The sequence below is a fragment of the Micrococcus sp. FDAARGOS_333 genome (assembly GCF_002206575.2).
Taxonomy (GTDB): domain Bacteria; phylum Actinomycetota; class Actinomycetes; order Actinomycetales; family Micrococcaceae; genus Micrococcus; species Micrococcus lylae.
The window spans coordinates 1,795,127-1,816,350 of sequence record NZ_NJFJ02000001.1 but is presented as its reverse complement, the minus strand read 5'-3'; the positions used below and the strand labels follow the sequence as shown (position 1 = coordinate 1,816,350).

The 21,224-nt window shown below is 71.2% G+C and carries 18 protein-coding genes; 5 read left to right on the top strand and 13 right to left on the bottom strand.

Features of this window, described 5'->3' with window-relative positions; all coding sequences use genetic code 11:
* Positions 1-3: 3 nt before the first annotated feature.
* The 3 genes from CEQ11_RS08075 to CEQ11_RS08065 form a co-directional block, all read right to left on the bottom strand.
* Positions 4-1,080 carry a ubiquinol-cytochrome c reductase iron-sulfur subunit gene (locus CEQ11_RS08075; protein WP_088478275.1) on the bottom strand — a complete coding sequence of 359 codons (1,077 nt, stop codon included), beginning with the start codon at positions 1,078-1,080 and terminating at the stop codon, positions 4-6.
* Between the two features lie 69 nt (positions 1,081-1,149).
* Positions 1,150-1,956 carry a c-type cytochrome gene (locus CEQ11_RS08070; RefSeq protein WP_088478274.1) on the bottom strand — a complete coding sequence of 269 codons (807 nt, stop codon included), beginning with the start codon at positions 1,954-1,956 and terminating at the stop codon, positions 1,150-1,152.
* A gap of 89 nt (positions 1,957-2,045) precedes the next feature.
* On the bottom strand, positions 2,046-2,702 hold the full coding sequence (locus tag CEQ11_RS08065; protein WP_193763007.1) for a heme-copper oxidase subunit III: 657 nt from the start codon (positions 2,700-2,702) through the stop codon (positions 2,046-2,048).
* Between the two features lie 182 nt (positions 2,703-2,884).
* On the opposite strand from CEQ11_RS08065, the gene trpD reads away from it, so the two are divergent.
* Positions 2,885-3,940 carry an anthranilate phosphoribosyltransferase gene (gene trpD, locus CEQ11_RS08060; RefSeq protein WP_088478273.1) on the top strand — a complete coding sequence of 352 codons (1,056 nt, stop codon included), beginning with the start codon at positions 2,885-2,887 and terminating at the stop codon, positions 3,938-3,940.
* Positions 3,941-4,035: 95 nt separating this feature from the next.
* On the opposite strand, the gene CEQ11_RS08055 is transcribed toward trpD, so the two are convergent.
* The 3 genes from CEQ11_RS08055 to CEQ11_RS08045 all read right to left on the bottom strand — a co-directional run bounded on the left by CEQ11_RS08055 (position 4,036) and on the right by CEQ11_RS08045 (position 6,252).
* The gene (locus CEQ11_RS08055) at positions 4,036-5,127 is read right to left on the bottom strand and encodes a CapA family protein (RefSeq protein ID WP_193763006.1); all 1,092 of its coding nucleotides are present in this window, start codon (positions 5,125-5,127) and stop codon (positions 4,036-4,038) included.
* Between the two features lie 254 nt (positions 5,128-5,381).
* A complete protein-coding gene (locus tag CEQ11_RS08050; RefSeq protein ID WP_088478271.1) occupies positions 5,382-5,663 on the bottom strand; it encodes an Lrp/AsnC family transcriptional regulator in 282 nt (93 codons plus the stop codon).
* 154 nt (positions 5,664-5,817) lie between these two features.
* Positions 5,818-6,252 carry a DUF3054 domain-containing protein gene (locus CEQ11_RS08045; protein ID WP_088478270.1) on the bottom strand — a complete coding sequence of 145 codons (435 nt, stop codon included), beginning with the start codon at positions 6,250-6,252 and terminating at the stop codon, positions 5,818-5,820.
* 347 nt (positions 6,253-6,599) lie between these two features.
* Here CEQ11_RS08045 and CEQ11_RS08040 point away from each other — a divergent pair, with 347 nt between their 5' ends.
* Positions 6,600-7,478 carry a DUF368 domain-containing protein gene (locus CEQ11_RS08040; protein WP_227718808.1) on the top strand — a complete coding sequence of 293 codons (879 nt, stop codon included), beginning with the start codon at positions 6,600-6,602 and terminating at the stop codon, positions 7,476-7,478.
* Between the two features lie 141 nt (positions 7,479-7,619).
* Here the strand turns inward: CEQ11_RS08040 and CEQ11_RS08035 are convergent, their stop codons facing one another.
* The gene (locus CEQ11_RS08035; RefSeq protein WP_088478269.1) at positions 7,620-9,920 is read right to left on the bottom strand and encodes an FAD-dependent oxidoreductase; all 2,301 of its coding nucleotides are present in this window, start codon (positions 9,918-9,920) and stop codon (positions 7,620-7,622) included.
* Between the two features lie 124 nt (positions 9,921-10,044).
* Here CEQ11_RS08035 and CEQ11_RS08030 point away from each other — a divergent pair, with 124 nt between their 5' ends.
* From CEQ11_RS08030 to CEQ11_RS08020, 3 genes are all read left to right on the top strand, one after another.
* Entirely contained in the window at positions 10,045-10,542 is a 498-nt protein-coding gene (locus tag CEQ11_RS08030; protein WP_227718807.1) for an NfeD family protein, read from the top strand.
* 57 nt (positions 10,543-10,599) lie between these two features.
* Positions 10,600-11,886, top strand: a complete 1,287-nt coding sequence (locus tag CEQ11_RS08025; RefSeq protein WP_227718806.1) for an SPFH domain-containing protein — start codon at positions 10,600-10,602, stop codon at positions 11,884-11,886.
* A gap of 100 nt (positions 11,887-11,986) precedes the next feature.
* Positions 11,987-12,325, top strand: a complete 339-nt coding sequence (locus CEQ11_RS08020) for an RNA polymerase-binding protein RbpA (RefSeq protein WP_070637034.1) — start codon at positions 11,987-11,989, stop codon at positions 12,323-12,325.
* A 156-nt stretch (positions 12,326-12,481) separates the two neighbouring features.
* Here the strand turns inward: CEQ11_RS08020 and CEQ11_RS08015 are convergent, their stop codons facing one another.
* The 6 genes from CEQ11_RS08015 to CEQ11_RS07990 form a co-directional block, all read right to left on the bottom strand.
* Positions 12,482-13,216: a polyprenol monophosphomannose synthase gene (locus CEQ11_RS08015; protein ID WP_088478980.1), complete on the bottom strand. Its 735-nt coding sequence runs from the start codon at positions 13,214-13,216 to the stop codon at positions 12,482-12,484.
* Between the two features lie 237 nt (positions 13,217-13,453).
* Complete coding sequence (locus CEQ11_RS08010) at positions 13,454-14,551, bottom strand: hypothetical protein (protein ID WP_088478268.1); 1,098 nt, start codon at positions 14,549-14,551, stop codon at positions 13,454-13,456.
* Positions 14,552-14,674: 123 nt separating this feature from the next.
* Positions 14,675-17,692: an RNA helicase gene (locus CEQ11_RS08005; protein ID WP_088478267.1), complete on the bottom strand. Its 3,018-nt coding sequence runs from the start codon at positions 17,690-17,692 to the stop codon at positions 14,675-14,677.
* A gap of 75 nt (positions 17,693-17,767) precedes the next feature.
* Entirely contained in the window at positions 17,768-18,553 is a 786-nt protein-coding gene (gene tatC / locus CEQ11_RS08000; protein WP_070637060.1) for a twin-arginine translocase subunit TatC, read from the bottom strand.
* A gap of 222 nt (positions 18,554-18,775) precedes the next feature.
* A complete protein-coding gene (gene tatA / locus CEQ11_RS07995) occupies positions 18,776-19,051 on the bottom strand; it encodes a Sec-independent protein translocase subunit TatA (protein WP_067190582.1) in 276 nt (91 codons plus the stop codon).
* Positions 19,052-19,079: 28 nt separating this feature from the next.
* Positions 19,080-21,224, bottom strand: coding sequence for a YafY family protein (locus tag CEQ11_RS07990; RefSeq protein ID WP_088478266.1), 2,145 nt, complete (start codon positions 21,222-21,224; stop codon positions 19,080-19,082).

Genomic DNA, 21,224 nt, shown 5'->3' with positions numbered 1-21,224 from the left:
GTATCAGCCACGCTCCCAGTAGACAGGTCCGACAGGCTCATGGAAGTCGCTCTGGGCGACGAGGAAGCCCTCGTCGTTCACAGCGATCGGCAGCTGCGGTAGCGCGTGGCTGGCCGGGCCGAAGATCACCTTGCACTCCTGCGTCAGGTCGAAGGTCGACTGGTGGCAGGGGCACAGGAGGTGGTGGGTGTGCTGCTCGTACAGGGCGATCGGGCAGCCCACGTGGGTGCAGACCTTGGAGTAGGCGAAGATGCCGTCCACGTTCCAGTCCTCGCGACCCGGGGTGATCTTCACCTTGGCGGGATCGAGGCGCATGAGCAGGACGACGGCCTTGGCCTTCTCGTTCAGCTTGCCGTGGGGCAGGTCGTTCAGACCCTCCGGGATCACGTGCACGGCGGAGCCGACGGTGACGTCGGAGGCCTTGATCGGCGAACCGGTGGGGTCGCGCACGAGGCGGACGCCCTCGGCCCACATGGTGTGGCGCAGGCGCTCGACGCCGAAGTTCTCGGTCTCCCTGTCGGAGAAGTTGTCCGTGTTGTCCAGGTCGCGGAACACTGCGATGAACGGCAGCGGGGCCAGGACGGCGGCGCCGATCAGGGTGTTGCGGAGCAGGGGACGGCGCTTGATCTGCGTCTCGTCCATGATGTCCTGCATCATGCCGGCGGCGAGCTGGCGATCGGCCTCGGTGCGGACCTCGTGACGCTCCTCGACCATCTCGTGGTCCGGCATGAGCGTCTTCGCCCAGTGGACGATGCCCAAGCCGATGCCGAGCATCGCGAGGGCGGTGCCGACGCCCAGCAGGAGGTTCTGCAGGAAGATGACGTCGAACGACTCGTTGTTGCCGATCTGGCCCACACCGAAGTAGCCGACGAAGAAGATGACGGTGCCGATGATCGAGATCAGGAATAGCACCGAGACCTGACGCTCAGCGCGCTTCGCGGCCTTCGGATCCTCGTCAGCCATCCTCAGGCGGTGCGGAGGCAGCCCGGGGTTGTCGATGGCGTACCGGGGAGCGTCCCCACCGGCGTGCTCGAGGGCGTCCGAGGGGCGCTGGGTCCCTCCGTTGCCGTGCTCGCCCATATGACTCATTTCCTTTGCTTGTGTGAGTGATGCAGTGTCTAACGGCCGGCGCCCAGGGCGCCGACGGGGTCAGGAGGACCGGGAGGTCAGCCAGACCATGAAGCCGATGATCACGGCCAGGCCGGCAGTCCAGATGAAGAGGCCCTCGGAGACCGGACCCAGGGAACCCAGGGAGAGACCGCCGGGCGAGCCGTTGTTCTCGATGGTCTTGAGGTAGGCGATGATGTCGCGCTTGTCCTCGGGCTTCAGGTTGGCGTCGGAGAACACGGGCATGTTCTGCGGGCCGGTGGCCATCGCCTCGTAGATGTGCTTCTCGGACACGCCCTCCAGGGTGGGGGCGAACTTGCCGCGGGTCAGCGCACCGCCGGCGGCGGCGGCGTTGTGGCACATGGCGCAGTTGATGCGGAACAGCTCGCCGCCCTTGGCGATGTTCACGTCCTCTTGGCCCGCGTCGAGGTACTCCTCGTCCGGGATGGCCGGGCCGGCGCCGAGGGAGGCGACGTAGGCCGACATCTGCGCGGTCTGCTCCTCGTTGAACTGGACCGGCTTCATGCGGGCCTGCGGGCCGTTCATCTGCATCGGCATGCGGCCGGTGCCGACCTGGAAGTCGACCGAGGCCGCGCCCACGCCGATGAGCGACGGAGCGGCGTCGCTGCCGGCGGCACCAATGCCGTGACAGGTGGCGCAGTTCGCGTTGAACAGCTTCTCACCCTCGGCGATGTCATCGCTCGAGGCGGCCGTCGTGACCTGGGTGGCCGCCTGGGCCTGGTTGACCGTGCTGGCGGCGGAGTAGAGGCCGCCGGTCACCAGAAGCCCCAGCAGAAGCAGTGCCAGCCCCATGAGCGGGTGGCGGCGGTGCTGCGATAGTGCCTTCACAGTGGGTTCCTTACGTTGTCTGCCGAATCGACACCATCATGCCTGGTCGATTCGCCTCGGGTGCGGAGTGGGTCCTGGTGTGCCGTCCGTCAGAGCGGGGCGACGATGTCCAGGAAGTAGACGATGAAGAAGAGTGCGATCCACACGACGTCGACGAAGTGCCAGTAGTAGGACACGACGATCGCGGAGGTCGCCTCATGGTGGCCGAAGCGGCGGGCCAGGTAGGCGCGTCCGATGATGAACATGAACGCGATGATGCCGCCGGTCACGTGGATGGCGTGGAAGCCGGTGGTGATGTAGAACGCCGAGCCGTAGGCGTTGGCGGCGATGGTGACACCCTCCGACACGAGCACGGCGTACTCGTAGGCCTGGACGGCCACGAAGACCGAGCCCATGATCGCGGTGAGGATGAACCACTCGACCATGCCCCAGGACTTGATGGCGAAGAGGCCTCCGGTCCGGCGCGGCTGAAGACGCTCTGCGGCGAACACGCCGAACTGGGCGGTCACGGAGGACAGCACCAGGATGGTCGTGTTGACGGCCGCGAGCGGGATGTTCAGGATCTCGGAGTGGGTCGCCCAGAGCTCCGGCGAAGTGGAGCGCAGGGTGAAGTACATGGCGAAGAGCCCGCCGAAGAACATGAGCTCACTGGCCAGCCACACAATGGTTCCGACCTGGACCATGTTGGGGCGGCTCGGGAGCCCGGTGGGCGCGGGCTGCTGGAGAGCGGGAGTTGCAGTGGTCACCTGGCCATTATGGCCCTAAACCGTGTCCTGTGCCCAACCGGACGCTACCGTGTCGCAGCCTGCATGTCCCCGGTAGGGCGCATGTTCAACGTGATTGCAGGGCATACGGTCAGCGAACGTCCAGCGTCACACCGTGACGGTCGGACGTCCCCGGGCGTGCGCCGGGCGATAGGGTCGTCCATGTGAACGCCATCTCCAGCACCGCAGCGACCCCGTCCACCTGGCCCGAGATCCTCGGCGACCTCACCTCGTCCGTCGACCTGTCGCTGGCGCAGGCGGCCTGGGCCATGGAGGAGATGATGGGCGGCACCGCCTCCGAGGCCCAGGCCGGCGGCTTCCTCACCGCCCTGGCCGCCAAGGGCGTGACCGTCCCGGAGCTGCTCGGCCTGACCGAGGTCATGGTTCGGCGCGCCCGACCGGTGTCCGTTCCGGGGCAGACCCTGGACATCGTCGGCACCGGCGGTGACCGCCTGGGAACCGTCAACATCTCCACCATGTCCTCGCTCGTGGCCGTGGGCGCGGGTGCACGTGTGGTGAAGCACGGCAACCGCGGCGCCTCGTCCACCGCCGGTGCGGCCGACGTCATCGAGGCGCTCGGCGTGGACCTGTCCATGCCGGCTGAGAAGGCGGAGGAGTGCGCCGAGGCGGTCGGCATGACCTTTCTGTTCGCGCAGAACTATCACCCGTCCATGAAGCACGTGGCCCCGGTGCGCCGTCAGCTGGGCGTGCCCACGGTCTTCAACTTCCTGGGCCCGCTCTCCAATCCGGCCAAGGTCACCGCACAGGCGCTGGGATGCTCCGATGCCACGATGGCGCCGCTGCTGGCCCAGGTGCTCGCCGACCGCGGCGTCCGCGGCTTCGTCTTCCGCGGCTCCGACGGCAGGGACAAGGTCACCACGTCCGGTCCGTCTGCCCTCTACGAGGTGCGTGGTGCAGTGACAGAGCATGAGATCGACCCGCGCGACTTCGGCCTCGAGCTGCAGTCCGTGGAGGCGCTGGCCGGCAAGGACGGCGCCCACAACGCTCAGATCGTGCGCGCCCTGCTGGCGGGGGAGAAGGGGCCGATCCGCGACGCCGTCCTGCTTAACGCCGCCGTCGGCCTCGTGGCCGACGACCCCGACGCCTCCCGCCCGCTGGCCGAGCGCATCACGGACAAGATGGCGGTGGCCGCCGAGTCCCTCGACTCCGGTGCCGCACAGGACGTGCTGGACCGCTGGGTGGCCTTCTCGCGCTCCTGAAACGCGCGGCTGCCTCTGCCGGAAGAACGACGTCGGCCGTCTCACCTTCACATTGAAGGTGAGACGGCCGACGTCGTCCCCCTGGGGACGTCAGGTCACACGAGGGGCTCGGTGCGTTCCACGAGGCCTTCAGGTGCGTGCGCGCCGACCACGGAGCGGGTCCTGGCCGCCGAGTCCTGCAAGGCCTTGCGCGTCGGCCCCGATGCTTCGGGCAGCGCATCCGGGATGACGCGCACGCGTGGGATCCCGTCCGCATCCTCGCCGGGTCGGCTGATGTGGGTGGGTGCCCACTGCACCCGGTCGACGGTGAAGCGCCCGGACGGCGTCTCCCGGAAGGAGATGTCCACGAGCATGCCGTCGTCGGTCTGAGGGGTGTCACGGCGCTGTGCGGCCATGAGGTTGCCGGTGCTGAAGACCGTCCAGACCCCGTTGACCTTCTCGATCGGTTGGACGACGTGGGGATGCTGGCCCATGACCAGGTCGAACTCACCGGATGCGGTCACCATGGCCGCCATGTACCGCTGGTTGCTGTCCGGCTCCTGCTCGTATTCGGTGCCGGCATGCATGTGGAAGATGACGATGTCCGCACCGGCGGCGCGGGCACGGCGAGCGTCGGCGACGGCCTTGTCCGGGTCCAGGAGGTCAACGGACCACTCTCGTCCGGGTGTCTTGGGGATGCCGTTGAGACCATAGGTCTGGGACACGATCGCGACCTTCACCCCCTGATCGGTGGTGAACAGGTGCGGTGACTGGGCCTCCGAGCGCGTGGTGTAGGTGCCGACGGCGCCGAGCCCGGCGGCCTCCAGGGTCTCGCGCGTGCGCACCAGGCCGTCCCAGCCGTCGTCCATCGTGTGGTTGGAGGCGGTCGTGCAGAGGTCGAAGCCGGCGGCCGCGACGGCGTCCACGGTCTCAGCGGGGGAGCGGAATGTCGGGTAGTCGGAGTAGGGGCCGCCGGGGCGCGCCACCGGCACCTCCTGGTGGCAGACGGCGAGGTCCGCGTTCGCCAGGGCGGGTGTGAGTCCATCCAGCTGCGCGCGGAAGTCGAAGCCGTCGTCCGTGCGGGCCGCCTCCCAGAGGGGCTCGTGCCACAACAGGTCTCCGGAGACGGAGATCGTGGCCGTGCGCGCCTGCGTCGCGGACGGGGGAGTGTCGGATGGGCTGGAGGAGGCGACCGAGGCGGTCGGCACAGGGTCCTGCGTGCTCGGTGCCGGGTATGTCGATGCGGACCCGGAACTGGGCAGGACGTCGGAGGGCGACGGCGACGTCGCTTGCGTCCGCGACGGGACCGTCTCAGAGGCAGCGGCGGAACGCGACGCCGAGGCAGACGTGGCCGCCGAGGACGGGGGAGAGGATGGGGGAGCGGCCGCCGGGTCGGGACTGCATCCACCGAGCACACCCGCCAGCAGCAGCGGGGCGGCCGTGAATGCGATGCCGCGGAGGCTCATCCTTCGAAACCGAGGGCCCAACCCTCACCCAGGTCGGCCTGCGAGTAGGTCCGGAACGCCAGCATCGTCTCCGTGTCCTGGATCCCGGACACCTTGGACAGCTGGTCGGCGATGGTGTCAGCGAGCTGGTCGTACTCGCGCAGCTTCACCATGGCCACCAGGTCCCAGCCGCCGGTGACAGAGTAGACGGCGGAGACTCCCTCGAGGCCGGCGATCCTCTCTGCGGTCTCCGGGATGGTCGACTTGTCCGTGCGGATCATGACGATGGCGGTCACCATGGGGGCGTCCTTCCGTTGGCGGGGGAGCAGGGGTGCGTCCCTGCGGGGCGTGGCCCCACTGTACGACGACGCCACTCACCTCAAGGCGCGGCTGTACGCCGAAGCTGTGGCCGGCCGCCGACGTCCACCGACTGTCGGCTGCGCTCGGGCACGCTCAGCGGTGACGCAGCAGCAGGCCGGTCAGCGCGCGACGACCGAGCAGGAACAGAGCCAGCGAGCCGGCGGCGACGAGGACGAACGGCAGGGGAGCGCCGCCCTGGTCGAACGCGACGCGCAGGAGCATCCCCAGCGTCAGGGTGCCGAGCCAGACGCCGATGCCCGCCGGCCACACCTGGAGCCACCGATGCGCGCGGGTCCAACAGAACCCGAACGAAGAGGCCAGCAGGCCGATGAGGAACGGTGAGGCCGTGACGAGCAGGCCCAGGAACCCGTTCTGCGTGGTGTGCTCGCGCTGGCCGATCGCCACGAAGACGGTCACGAGCACGATGTCGATCAGCAGCACGACGGGGATCGTCCAGCCCGGCAGGGCGCGCTGGGCGTGCGGGTGCGGTCGGTGGGTTGTGTCTGCGGTGTCGACGGCGCGGTTCATGGCCCCATTGTCCCATCGGTGGGCAGGTGCGTGCCGTCCATGGCGGTCGGCCCGGGGAGGGTCTCGCATGGTCGGGCAACCGATATCTGACATAATGTACATTATCGGCGTTCGGGTTCAGGGGCTCCATCTCGCGGTGAGTGTCGCTGATCTGCCATGAACCTTCCACATGCTGCAGTGAAGGTTGACACTGCTCTGTCACTCAGACTTCAACCTTCACGTGAGCCAGCCTGAACCCCGTGCCGTCGAGCCGTGCCTGCGGCACTCAGCGCGACGGTGACGAACACGACGTGGCCGGTGCCCGGATCTGCTCCGGCGCGCCCGCGCGCACGACTACGCTGGCAGGCATGCCCTCTGTGAACCGTCAGACGCCCTTCCATGTCCTGCGCGGCGCCGCCATCGGAGCCGCTGAAGTGCTGCCCGGCATCAGCGGCGGCACCGTGATGATGATCGTGGGCATCTACGAGCACCTCATCCGTTCGGCCGGGCACTTCGTCGGCGGCATCAAGGGGCTGGTGACGGACAAGGCCAGCGCCTACGAGGACCTGCGCCAGGTGCGATGGGACATCGTGATCCCGGTGGTCCTCGGCATGTTCCCTGCACTGCTGCTGGGCGCGAAGTTCATCGCGCCGGCCGTCGAGGACTATCCGATCCAGACCTTCGGCGTCTTCTTCGGCATGTCCGTGGCCGCTGTGCTCATTCCGATCATGGCGGTCGGAACGGCGTGGAACGTCCGTACGGTGCTGGTGACCGTGGTGGCCGGCATCGCGGCCTTCCTGTTCTTCGGCTTGCCGATCCAACAGCTTGCCGCCAACCCGTTCGTGGTCTTCTTCGCCGCCGCGATCGCGATCTGCGCGCTGGCATTGCCGGGCCTGTCCGGGTCGTTCCTGCTCCTGAGCTTCGGCCTCTACGAGCCGACCCTCAACGCCGTCAACAACCGTGACTGGGGCTATCTGGCGATCTTCGCCGCCGGCGCCATCCTCGGCCTGGGCCTGTTCGTGCGCGCCCTGCAGCGTCTGCTGGAGAACCACCGCGGCGTCACCCTGGCGGTGGTGACCGGCCTGATGGTCGGCGCCCTGCGCGCCCTCTGGCCGTGGCAGCTCGAGGACGAACGCGTCCTGCTGGCTCCGACCGAGGCGGTCCCCCAGACCGTGGGCCTGATGGTCGCCGGTGCAGCCGTGGTCCTGCTCATCACCTGGCTGGGCCACAAGTACCAGACCGACTGACCAGGCCCCCGCCGTGCCGCTCCCCTGTTGGCCGACGCCCTGGCAACCGGCCCGGCGGGGCGGCCACGCGGCTCGTGCAGTGAGGGTCGGCGGCCGGCCGGTGCGGGAAGCTGAGTCGGCCCCCGGTCCCGCGGCTCGTCGTCAGCCGATCGTCGCCACGGCGCGCACGGCCTCGTCGATCGCCCGCTTGGCGTCGATCTCGCCGGCCTTCAGTGCGCCGCCGACCACGTGGATCCGCTCGTCCGGCATCCCCGCAGCGCGCAGCTCTGCGGCCAGGGACGCCTCGGACTCCTGGCCGGCACAGACCACGACGTCGGACACCGCCAGGACCGTCCGGCTCACCTCGGTCCTCTTCCGCCACGTCCCCACCGTCCTGGTCACGTCCACGTGGAGACCGTCGTCGTCGATCTTGACGTACCGGACACCTGAGTGCTTGACCACGCCACGGGCTTTGAGCGCCGCACGGTGGACCCAGCCGGTGGTGGCGCCGAGCCGGGCACCGATCTTGCCGGGGCTGCGCTGCAGCAGGTGCACGGTACGCGCCGGCGCCTCCGGGCGGCGGGCAGTCAGTGCCCCGCGCTCGGTGAACGCCGGGTCCACGCCCCATTCGGCCTGCCAGTCCTGCAGGTCCTGGAACGCGCCGTGCGCGTGGCTCGCCGGGGCGGTGAGCAGCTCGGCGACGTCCACGCCGATGCCGCCGGCGCCGATGACCGCCACGGTGTCCCCGCAGGTCACCGTTCCGTCCACGACGTCCGGGTAGGCGTGCACCTCCGGCCGGTCGATGCCCGGGATGTCCAGTTCACGCGGCACCACACCGGTGGCGACCACCACGTGGTCGTAGGCCGGCTCCCCGGCCTGTCCGACGAGCATGGCGGCATCCGCGCGCACGCCGGTGCGCACGTCGACGCCCAGCGGATCGAGGCGGTCCCGGAAATGGGCGAGCGCCTCGGCGAACTCCTCCTTGCCGGGGATCCGGCGGGCCAGGCGGAACTGTCCGCCGATCTGTCCGGTCGCCTCGAACAGGGTGACCTCGTGTCCGCGGGCGGCGGCGGCGTGGGCCGCCGCCAGGCCCGCCGGTCCGCCGCCGACGACGGCCACGCGTCGCCGTCCCTCAGCGGAACCGGTCGTGTGGTCGGCCGTCTCCGCGTCTGCGTAGGTGCGGCCCGCGGCGACGGTCGGCCTCGACGCCGGCGCCGCCGGCACCTCGGGCATGCCCAGGGCCACCGGGCCGCCGAGGCGGTCGTACGGGGCCTCGGTCTCCCGTCCGGCGCGCGGGTTCATCAGGCAGGACACGGTGCGGCCGGAGAAGACGTGGTCGAGGCAGGCCTGGTTGCAGCCGATGCACGGGGTGATGGCCGCCTCGTGGTCTGCCCGCGCCTTCGCGACCCAGGCCGCGTCGGCGAGGAACGGGCGCGCCATCGTCACGGCGTCGGCCTGGCCCGCCTCCAGGATCTGCTCGGCGGTGTGCGGCAGAGTGATGCGGTTGGAGGCGGACACCGGGATGTCCACCACCTCGCGGACCCGCGCGGTGGCCGCGGCGAAGGCGGCGCGCGGGACCGAGGTGACGATGGTCGGCACCCGGGCCTCGTGCCAGCCGATGCCCGTGTTGATGAGGTCTGCGCCGCAGCGCTCGACGGCGCGGGCGACGTCCAGGACCTCCTCCTGCGTCTGGCCGTCCTGCACCAGGTCCACCATGGACAGGCGGACGCTGATGACGAAGTCGTTCCCAGCGGCCTGCCGGATCCCGGACACGATCTCCTCGAGGAAGCGGCGGCGGTTGTCCGCGGTGCCGCCGTAGCGGTCGGTGCGGTGGTTGGTGGCCGGGGCCAGGAACTGGTTGATGAGGTAGCCCTCGGAGGCCATGACCTCCACGCCGTCGTAGCCGGCCCGGCGGGCCCAGCCTGCGGCGCGCACGAAGTCCTGGACCGTGCGTCTCACGGCGGCGGTCGGCAGGGCGAACGCCGTCACGGGGCTGATGGGAGCCCGCGTGCGTGAGGCGGAGACCTGCAGCGGCGACTTCGCATAGCGGCCGGCGTGGAGCAGCTGGGCCAGGATCCGTCCGCCCTCGGCGTGGACGGCGTCGGTGACCACGCGGTGGGCGTCCGCGTCGGCCTGGGAGGCGAGCATCCCTGCGCCCGGAGAGAGCCGGCCCAGGCGATTGGGCGAGAAGCCTCCGGTCACGATCAGCCCCGCTCCCCCGCGGGCGCGCTCGGCATAGAACTCGGCCAGGCGCGGCAGGTCGTCGTGGGAGTCCTCGAGGCCCATGTGCATCGAGCCCATGACGACGCGGTTCGGCAGGCTCAGGTGGCCGACCCGCCACGGGGAGAACAGCCGAGGGTAGCCGCCCCGGCCCGAGCGGGCGGTGGGCGGCACGGACGAGGCGGCGGCCGTCGTCGGGACGGCGGACGACGGGGCAGATTGGCGGCGCGTGGCGTCGGACATGCGTCCATCCTACTGGCGAGTAGCAAACGTGGTACCCGCCCGCGCCGGAATTCGTGACCGGACCGTTGTCCGCCTTGTCCTGACCGTGGCGGCCATGAGTGTCGCCTGTGACACAATCGGACCCATGAGTATGGAGTGGTTCCAGGAGAACGCATGGTGGCTCTGGCTCGCCGCGGCCCTCGTGCTGGCCGGTGTGGAGCTGCTGTTGCTCGATCTCATCTTCCTGATGCTCGGCGTCGGGGCGCTCGGCGGCATGGTCGCCGCCCTGGCCGGAGCCGAGCCCTGGCTGCAAGGGGTGGTCTTCGCGGTCGTCTCCCTGGCGATGCTCGGCCTCGCTCGTCCGACCGCGCTGAAGCGCCTGCACGGCTCCGCCGACGACTCCCCCTCCTACCTGGAGTCGCTCTCCGGACGCCGCATCACCACGCCGGATGCCATCACCGGCTCCTCCGGCACCCTCACCCTCGACGGGGACACCTGGACCGCCCGCACCGAGCCGGATGCCCCCGAAGCGCTCGCCGGCAGCGAGGTCACCGTCCTCCGCGTCGAGGGCGCCACCCTGATCGTCCGCCCGGTGCCCCAGATCGACTGGGACGCCACCGGCGAGGACCCCGCACATCCCTGATCCGGGCCCGCCCGGAGCCGCACCGACCACCTGACCTCACCCGACGAAAGGCATCACGTGGAGTCACTCATCATCGTGCTCGTCCTGATCGCCGTGGTGGTGATGATCCTGGCCTCCTCGGTCAAGATCATCCCCCAGGCCCGGACAGCCAACATCGAACGCCTGGGCAAGTACCAGCGCACCGCCGGAGCGGGCCTGACACTGGTCGTTCCGTTCATCGACCGCATGCTCCCCCACATGGACATGCGCGAGCAGGTCGTCTCCTTCCCGCCGCAGCCGGTGATCACCGAGGACAACCTCGTGGTCTCCATCGACACGGTCGTCTACTTCCAGGTGACCGACGCGAAGGCCGCGACCTACGAGATCGCAAACTACATCCACGCCGTGGAGCAGCTGACCACCACCACGCTGCGCAACGTGGTCGGCGGCATGAACCTCGAAGAGGCGCTGACCTCCCGCGACACCATCAACAACAAGCTCCGCGGCGTCCTCGACGAGGCCACCGGCAAGTGGGGTCTGCGCGTGTCCCGCGTGGAGCTCAAGGCCATCGACCCGCCGCACTCCATCCAGGACTCGATGGAGAAGCAGATGCGTGCCGAGCGCGACCGCCGCGCCGCCATCCTCACCGCCGAAGGCACCAAGCAGGCCCAGATCCTCACCGCCGAGGGTGAGCGTCAGGCCCAGATCCTCGCGGCCGAGGGCGAAGCCCAGGCCCGCATCCTCCGCGCGAACGCGGAGGCCGAGGCCATCGACGTCGTGTTCGAGGCCATCCACGCCGGCGGCGCCGACCCGGACGTGCTGGCCTACCAGTACGTGCAGCAGCTGCCGAAGATCGCCGACGGCCAGTCCAACACGATGTTCGTGGTGCCGGCCGAGCTCTCTGAGGCGCTCAGGAACATCGGCAGTGCCTTCTCCGGCTCCGGCTCCCCGCTGTCCGAGACGCGTGCCGCCTCCGGCGATCAGACCAGCGCCACCCGTGAGCGCACGGAGCGGAAGGAGCGCAAGGTCCGCCCGACCACCGCGGACGGCCTGCGCTCGGCGGGCGTCATGGAGTCCATGACGGCCGGGGCCATGACCGCGGACAAGATGCCGCAGACCTCCCTCGACGAGGCCCTCGCCGTGCCGCAGGACCTGGACGTTCCGCTCACGGAGGGCCAGTCCGCCCGTACCGCCCCCGGCACCACCGCCGCAGGCGCGCCCGAGGCCCAGGAGCTCCCCGGCCGGCACGCCGAGCAGCCCACCGGCGTCGAGGCTGATACCCCTGCCGACGCCCCCGGCCGGGATCCGTCCTCGGGCGACGGGACCGGCGCGGCGCAGGAGGATCCCCGCACCGGCCGGGAATGACATGCGACAATCGTCAGTTGAACGTCACTGACGAGAGTGGGGCGGCGCCCGGGTCCACGTCCGGGCGCCGCCCGTCGCCGAACACGAGGGAGATGAGAACGTGAGCGATCGCAGCCTGCGAGGCATGCGTCTGGGAGCCCAGTCGCTGGAGTCCGAGGCCGGCGTCGAGCCCGCGGCCCGCCAGCGGGTGGAGTACCGCTGCGAGGACGGTGAACAGGTGTTCGTCACCTTCGCCGCTGAGGCCGACATCCCGGCCACCTGGACCTCCAAGACCGGCAAGGAGGCGTTCCTGGTGGACGGCGAGAAGCCGGAGGAGGACGCGGGCAAGCCGGTCCGCACCCACTGGGACATGCTCCTGGAGCGCCGCTCCATGGAGGACCTGGAGGAGACCCTCCAGGTCCAGCTCGGCAAGCTCCGCGCCAGCCGCGGCGAGGCCTGAGCCGCGCCGCTCCCCCGCGTCCCGGACCCCGGGCCGGACAGACGAAGGGGCCGGACAGACGAAGGGGCCGGACAGACGAAGGGGCCGGACGATCCGTGTGGAACGTCCGGCCCCTTCGTCATGCATGCGTACAACCCCCGCGGGTCACGCCGGCGGTCAGCGGCCGGAGACGAGCTGCCTGAGCTTCTCCCACCGGGCCTGCAGGCCCCACTTGGTCACGTTGGTCACAGCCTCGGTGATGATGCCGCCGGACATCTTGGACTCGCCGAACTCACGTTCCACGAAGGTGATCGGCACCTCCACGATCCGCTTGCCGAGACGGGCGGTACGGAACGTCATGTCCACCTGGAAGCCGTAGCCCTTGGACTGCACGGCGCCCAGGTCCATCTCGCGCAGCACCTGGGCGCGGTAGGCGCGGTAGCCGGCGGTGATGTCGGTGAGGTCCAGACCCAGCATGATGCGCGGGTACAGGGACCCGCACATGCTGATGAACTTGCGATGGGGCGGCCAGTTGACCATCTTGCCGCCCGGGACGCGGCGGGATCCGATCACCAGGTCGGCGCCGTGGATCGCGTCCAGCAGGCGCGGCAGCTGCTCGGGCTGGTGCGATCCGTCCGCGTCCATCTCCACGAGCACGTCGAAGCCGCGCTCCAGACCCCAGGCGAAGCCGGCGAGGTAGGCGCCGCCCAGGCCGTTCTTCTCGGCGCGGTGCAGCACGTTCACCTTGGAGTCCGCTGCGGAGCGTTCGTCCGCCCAGGCGCCGGTGCCGTCCGGGGAGCCGTCGTCCACCACGAGAACGTCAACCTCCGGGTTGGCCTCGCGGAGGCGGCCGAGAGTGATCGGCAGCGATTCAATCTCGTTGTACGTGGGAATGATGGTCAGCACGCGCATGCGGGCGTTCCCCTCCTGCATCGGGTTCGTGTCAGCGCCGGCCGGTCCAGTGCGGACCCCGCCGTCCCCTGCCGCCGAGCAGTCCCCGGACGGGACACAGGCGTAGGCAGACGGCCCGCGGCGCGCGGGTCATCCGCCCCAGTATAGGAACCGCTGCGCCTGATCGTGCGGAGGCAAGGCCGTGGATCGTGCCGTCCGGCGTCGGCGGACGGCGGCCTCGGAAGACCGACGTCGCCCTCAGGCCTCGCGGCCGTGGACCCAGACCGAGCGCAGGCGGGGCAGGTCCTCCCCGGCGTCCAGCGAGGGCAGCAACGGCGTGCCCGCGCGCGTGTCGGTGCTCCAGGCGGCCACCCGGCCGTCCGGCGCCTGCACGGTGACCGCATCCGCCTCCCAGACGCCGAAGGTCGCCGGCGCGGAGACGGACAGCCGGGCCGGCAGGTCGACGTAGGCGGCGGGCGTGTCGGACAGGGCCCGCAGCCCGGTGCGGGTGGCGGCGGTGAACGCGGACCGGGCGGACACGCCCTGCTGTGGATGCGGGTGGTGCAGCGCGGCGCGGACAGCTCCCCAGGGATTGCCGTCCGCGGCCAGCGACAGGCACACCGGCACGGCCGCCGCGAGGAGACCGCCCACGGGGGCCGTGGTGCCGGCCCCGGCGTCCACCAGCGCGGTGACGGAGGCGGAGAGCCCGGCGAGGAAGTCCTCCTCCTGCGCGGTCAGGGGCGCCCCCACGGCCAGCCGTGGACGTGTCCGGCCGATGGCGGGGATGCCGCAGGCCTTCTCGGCGGCACGCAGAGCGGCCAGGGAAGCCGTCTGTGCGGCCTGCACGGCTGACGAATCAGCGAGGTCGGAGGGGACGAGGTAGACCTGCTCCCCCGCCTCGACGGCGGCGATCACGGCCTGGTCGAGCTCCGTGGACGGGATCGCGTCAGCGGCGATCCAGACGCCGGCGGACGGACGGCCGGCCTGCTGCGCGTCCGTCTGCCGATGCGGGCGGTACTCGACGACGACCGCTGCCCCGGGTGTGTCCGTCGCCTCGTGGTCGGCGCCGGGAACCCCGGTGCGCAGCGTGCGGTCTCCGTCCCAGCCGCGCAGAACGGTGACGAGGCCGATGCCGCGGTGACAGGCGCCGGAGGCGCTCGAGGCGAGGGGGTCCACGAACAGCGGCGTGACGATGGCGCCGTCCAGATCCTGCTCGGCCATGCCGTCGCGCAGGAATGCGGCGGCGGTGTCGTCACCGCCGAGCCAGGCGACGGTACCGGCCTCGACGATCAGGGCGGTGGCGTACGGGTCGGTCGGAGAGTGGACGATGCCGTGGTGCAACAGGAGAGCGGTCACGCTCTCAGCCTAGTGCTCTCTGCCGGTCCATGGCCCGTCCGGTCACGGCCGGGCCTCATCAGGGTCCCGTTCGGCCAGGCCTCATCAGGGCCCCGTCCGGTCGGGCCCACCGGCCCGGCAGGCTCACCCGTCCACGGCGACCGTGGGCAGCGAGGTGGCCACGACACCACGTGCCACGAGATCCGAGGCGCGGCGGCAGTCGCGCGTGCGGGCCTCGTCCCCGGGGACCTGGGCGAGCTGGCCGAGCACATCGATGACCTGGCGGGCCCAGCGCACGAAGTCGCCGGCGGCAAGGTCCGAGCCGTGCAACGTGTCCCGGAGGGACTTGCCGCGCACCCAGCGGTGCATCGGCGCCACCAGCCCCGGGTCGGTCTCCGGCGTGGGCTCGAGTCGGGCGGCCGCCTCGTCCCGGCGGAGCCGGTCCTGGAGCCGCTCGGTGGCCTCGTGGACGGCCTGGAGCCGCGCGTTGGGCATGACCACGGTGCCGGCCAGGGGCTCGGACCGGCCCTGGTAGACCAGCAGGGCTGCCAGGCACGCCCAGTCCTCCGGGGTGAGCCGGGCGACGGACGGATCCTGGAGGAGAAGCGACGTCAGCAGGTCTCGCTCCCCGTAGATGCGCCGCAGCGCCTGACCGGCCGGCTCCACGGCCTCCCGCGGGTTTCCCGGATCCGAGCCGACGTAGCCGTACTCCTGCAGCAGCCCGACGATGCGGTCGAACGCGGCGGAGAGCGTGTTCGTGCGTCCGGAGATCCGGTCGCGGAGCTGGGTGACCTCCCGGCGCAGCCCCAACCAGCGCTCGGCCCAGCGTGCATGGTCCTCGCGGTCCGGGCACCCGTGGCACGGGTGTGCCTGCAGTTCGCGGCGCAGCTCCTCCACCCGCGGGGACTCCTCCGGCTCCACGCGGCGGAAGCCGGAGCGGTCGCGCCCGCCGGAGGGCGGGCGGTGCGTGCGCACGGCCTCCCGCATCTTCGCTGCGACGTCCTTGCGCTGGGCCGGGGACTTCACCTGGAGAAGCCGGGGCAGGTCCGCGCCGGCGATCGGTTCCACGGGCATGGCGAGGTCCTCCACGCCGATGCGGCGCAGCTGCGCCTTGTCCGTGATGACGCCGACGCGGGGGTTCTGCGGGTTGCCGGCCGGGAAGACCACCACGCAGCGCCCGAGGGCGCGGCCGTCACGCAGGTCGATCACATCACCGACCGCGAGCTCGGACAGGGACTCCTTGAGCGCGCCGAGGCGGGCACGCCTGCGACCCTGGGAGCCGGCCTTCTCCGCAGCGGCGAGCTCCTTGCGCAGCCGCATGTACGCGGCCATGTCCCCGCGGTCGCACGCCATCGCATCTGCGTAGGTGGACAGTGAGGCCTCCTTGTCCCGCACCTGGCGGGCCAGGCCCACCACCGAGCGGTCGGCCTGGAACTGGGCGAAGGAGGACTCGAGGATCCCCCGGGCCCGACGTGCACCGACCTGTGCGAGCAGGTTCACGGACATGTTGTAGGTGGGCCGGAAGGCCGACTTCAGCGGGTAGGTGCGCTTCGACGCCAGTCCGGCCACGGCGGCCGGGTCCAGGCCCGGACGCCACAGGACCACGGCGTGGCCCTCCACGTCGATGCCGCGGCGGCCGGCACGTCCGGTGAGCTGGGTGTACTCCCCGGGGGTGACGTCCACATGGGATTCCCCGTTGAACTTGACCAGCTTCTCCAGGACCACAGAGCGGGCCGGCATGTTCACGCCGAGTGCGAGGGTCTCCGTGGCGAAGACGACCTTCAGCGCCCCTGCGGCGAACAGGTCCTCCACCGCCTCCTTGACGGGCGGCAACAGGCCGGCGTGGTGGGCGGCGAAGCCACGGGACAGGCCGTCCCGCCATCCCCAGAAGCCGAGGACCTCGAGGTCCTCCGGCGGGAGCAGGCGTGCCACCTCGTCCGTCCGCTCCAGGATGAGCCGCTTGTCTGCCCGGGTGGTCAGGTCCAGGTCTGCGGCCAGGCACTGCTCCACGGCGCCGTCGCACCCGGCGCGGGAGAAGATGAACGTGATCGAGGGCAGCAGCCCCTCGCGCTCCAGGGTGCGGACCATCTCGGGGCGCGAGGTGCGCAGTCCGTGGTTGCGGTGCTCGCGCGGGCCGATGCGTCCCTGCACGCCGCGGTCGCCGTCCCAGCCGGCGGCGCCGGAGCGCCGGCCACGTCCGCCGCCGGACGCACCGCGCCCGCCGGAGCGGCCGTCGTCGCGGTCGGTGCGTCTCCTCCCGCTCTGACGGCCACGGCCTCTCCCCTTGCCCCTGCCTCCGGGGCCGCGTCCGCGACCGCGGCCGGGGCGCCCCCAGTCGGAGCGCTCGGCGTTGCGGTGCGCCTGGGAGGCCAGGCGGGCCAGCTCGGGGTTGAGCACGGTGGCGCCGTCGTCCTCGGCGGACTCTTCGAAGGCGACGTCCTCGGCGAAGAGGTCGTAGAGGCGCGGACCGGCCATGACGTGCTGCCACAGCGGCACGGGCCGGTGCTCGGAGACGATCACGGAGGTGGCGCCGCGGACGGTGTCCAACCAGGCGCCGAACTCCTCCGCATTGGAGACCGTGGCGGAGAGGGAGACCAGCTGCACATGCTCGGGCAGGTGGATGATGACCTCCTCCCACACGGGACCGCGGAAGCGGTCGCCGAGGTAGTGGACCTCGTCCATGACCACGCAGGCCAGGCCGGTGAGGGCGGCGGAATCCGCGTAGAGCATGTTGCGCAGCACCTCGGTGGTCATGACCACCACGTCCGCGTCCGGGTTGACGGAGGTGTCTCCGGTGAGCAGACCGACGCGCTCGGGGCCGTGGATCGCGGCGAAATCGGAGAACTTCTGGTTGCTCAGGGCCTTGATCGGGGTGGTGTAGAACGCCCGGCGGCCCTGGGACAGCGCCAGGTGCACGGCGAACTCGCCGACCACGGTCTTGCCGGAGCCGGTGGGCGCCGCCACGAGCACGCCGTGGCCGGCCTCCACCTCGGTGCAGGCCTGCACCTGGAACTGGTCGAGGGGGAACCCGAGGGTGGCGGCGAACTGGGACAGACGGCTGCCGGGATGGTGCCGGGCCCGGCGGGCGGCGGCGTAGCGCTCGGCGGGGCTGAGGACCGGCTCGTCGTCGGGCACCGGATGCGAATGCGGGGAGTCGGCCATGGAGCCAGCCTAGTGGTGGGCCGCTGTGCGGCCCAGGCGGCTCCGCTGTCGGCGGAGTCCCCTGGGCCCGCCGGCTCAGAGCTCGCTGAGCGGCTTCGGGCCGGCGGCGATCTCCGCCTCGATGTCCGCCTCGGTGGCGGCCCTCCTGCGGTTGCGGCGCCTGTCGTTGAGGACGCAGAGCACGATGGCCACGCCGAACAGGGTGAACAGCGGAGCGGCCAGGTAGAACATCGTGATCGCGTCGCCGCCCGGGGCGGCGATGGCCGCGATGAGCGAGATGAGGAACACGGTGATGCGCCAGTGGTTGAGGATGGTGCGGGCCGGGAGCATGCCGATCATGTTCAGGCCCACCATGAGCACGGGCAGCACGAGCGCCGCGCCGAAGGCGAGGAACAGGCGCAGCAGGAACGGGATGTAGACGTTCGCCGGGATGAAGTTCGTGCCGCCGTCCGGGATCAGGGCGGTGAAGAACTGCACGGCCTGCGGCAGCACGAGGTAGCCGATCACCACGCCGCCGACGAACAGCGGGATGGAGACGGAGAGGAACACGATGGCGTACTTCTTCTCCTGGGCCTTCAGGCCCGGCATGATGAACGCCCAGATCTGGTAGAGCCAGACGGGGCTGGCCACGACCACGCCGATGAACAGTCCGACCTGCAGCAGGATGTCGAAGGACTGTCCGACCGAGTCGAAGTTCAGGGAGGCGAGGATGCCCCGCTGCTCGGCGTCCTTGAGCGGCTGGGCGAGCGCACCCATGACCGGCTCGTACAGGAAGAATCCGAGCACCGTGCCCAGGGCGATCGCGACGCCGGACTTGATGATGCGGTTGCGCAGCTCGGCGAGGTGTTCGCGCAGCGGCATCTCGCCGGTGGGGTTGTCCTTCCGGCGGGCGCGCTTGCGGCGCTTGCCCGGGGGCGTCGCGGCCGCTTCGCGGACCTCCTCCCGGGAGACGGCAGGAGTGTCCTGGGCGAGGGCGCCCTGCGCGGGGCGTTCGGGCGCGCCCGTGCCGGGCGCGCCCTCAGGCGGAGTCTGGTCCATGCTCATGCGCGGCTCTCGCGGTCGAGACGGGCTGGGCCCGGCCGATCAACGCTCGTCGGCGCGGTGGGAACCCTCACGGACGTCGTTGACGTCGCGGTCGACGATGCGACCCTCCACCGGCTCGGTGCCGGCGGAGCGGTCCTCCTGCTGAGCGTCCTTCTTGTCCTTGCCGTCCTTGCGCATCTCCTTCACCTCAGAGGAGAAGATGCGCATGGACTGGCCGAGGTTGCGGGCCATCGACGGCAGCTTCGGCGCGGCGAAGAGCAGCACGGCGAGGAGGACGATGATGACGAGCTGCCATCCCTGAAGTCCAGCGACCATGGTGAGTTCCTTTCGTCGGAATTCCTGTTCACAAGCGTACAGCGGTTTCGAGGCGCCGGATCGCGGCCAGCGCGCGATCGCGGACGGCCTGGCGCAGCTCGGCGGGCTCGAGGACCTCGACGTCCCCGGCGTGCATGCCGGCCAGGGCGATCGCCGCGTCCTCGGAGAGCAGACCCAGGCGGGTCAGCCGTCGCCCGTCCGCGTCCTGAGCCTCCAGGCGCGGTGCATAGTCGTCCGCCAGGTCCCGGATGCGGTGATGCCAGGCGAGCACCGCCTCCAGCGTCGTGTCGACCGGGGTGAGCATCGTCTTCTTGGGGCGGCGCCGCGCCTTCGCGATCTCGCCGGTCGGCTCCACAGCGGAGATCCGCTCGACGCGGAAGGTGCGCATGGCGCCGGCGGTGCGGCAATGGCCCTGCAGGTAGAGGACCACGCCGGACTGGACGAGCTGCACGGGCTCGACCTCCCGCTCCGTCGTCCGGTCGGAGTGCAGGGCGTGGTAGCGCAGGCGCACCACCCGGTGGCGGGCGACGGCATCCATGAGCACACGCACGGTGTCCTGGTCTGCGTGCACGTCCCAGAAGGAGGTCACGGGCGTCGCAGGTGGCTCGTGGCCCCCTGCTCCCCCGCCGTCGGCGGCGGAGGGCACGACGGCGGCTGCGTCGCCGGGGTCGTCCGTCCCGCCGGTGGAGGGCCTCACCGATGTGGTGGCACCGGTGTGTCCGACGTCGGCGAGCACCTGCCGGATCCGTGCTGCCGCGGTCACGGCGGCGGGAGCGACCTCGTCGTCCGCGTGCGGCATCTGGGCCACCGTGTCCAGGGCGGCGGAGAGGCGGTGTGCCTCGGGCAGGGAGAGGCGGATGGGCGCGGGCAGGTCCACGGCCTGGCGCACCTCGACCACGTCGGACTCGGCATCGACGTCGAACAGCCAGCCCGGGAAGAGGCGCTCGGGCAGGCCGCAGTACTGGAGGTCGCGCAGGTCGGCGTCGAGGGCCTTGGGGCTGAGCTCGAGGCGGTCGGCGAGCTCGACCTTCGTGATGCCGCCGGCGCGGTTGGCCAGGCCCACGATGTCGAGCAGACGGGAGACGCGCTCGCGCTGTCCCTGGCGATACCGGGACTGGCGTGGTTTCGCGAGCTCCGGGTGCGGCGGCGGGGCGCCGTCGTGGACCTCGGCCACGCGCCTCCAGGCGGCCAGCACCTCGGCGACCACGTCCGGATCGGCCGCCGAGGGCTGGACGACGCCCATGAGGCCGCCGCACAGCTGGACGAGGCCGTCGTGGGCGGGACGGTCGGTCTCCCACAGCTCCCAGCCCTCCCCGGGCGCGGCACCGTCCTGCGCGGTGGGCGTGACGGCCTGGCCGCGCAGGCGCACGGAGTGTCCGCGTCCGGGGGCGACCCAGAGCCGGACGCGGTCGCGCAGGCCCTCGCCCTGGCCGAGCAGTCGGTCACGGATCTCGACGGGGTTCCAGTCGGCGGGGCGGGCCGGGGCGTCGGACCCGGTGCCGGGCAGCTCCTCGGGCCGGCCGATGACGCGGGAGACGCGGAACAGGCGCTCGCCCTGGCGGTCGAGGTCCCATCCTGCGGCGTACCAGGCGCCGCCGATCTCGAGGGCGGACCAGATGCGGACGCGGCGCGGTCGGTCCTGCGGCGAAACGGCCCCGGCGGCAGTGCGGTAGCCGAAGGCGAGCACCTGCTGCTCCACGGCGGCGTCCAGGAACACCTCGAGGTTCGGGGTGAGACGCTGCACCACGCGGGGCAGGCCGAGACCGTCGTCGGCCTCGCCGGCGGACCCGGGGTCCACGAGCAGTCCGACGGCCCGCATCACCTCGGTCTGCAGCCGGGTCTCGCTCCACACCTCGCGGGCGTGGAGCAGGGCGCGGCGCTCGGCCCCGCTGAAGTCGATCTCGGGCAGCAGCAGGGCCGAGGCGTCCACCACGTGGCGGGCGTCGGCATCCTCCGGCTGCTCGAGGGACAGGGGCACACCGATGTCCTCCAGCAGTGCGCGGTCGCGTTGGAAGGCCTTCTCGAAGGCCTCGTCGCCGAGTTCCGCATACCCCTCGACGTGGCGGCGGATCTGCGCGGTGGTGTAGCCGTGCCGCGTGTGGATCAGCAGCATCAGCAGCGCGATCACGCGCTCGCTGGTGCGTCGTTCACGCTCTCCGGGGGTGGAGGTCAT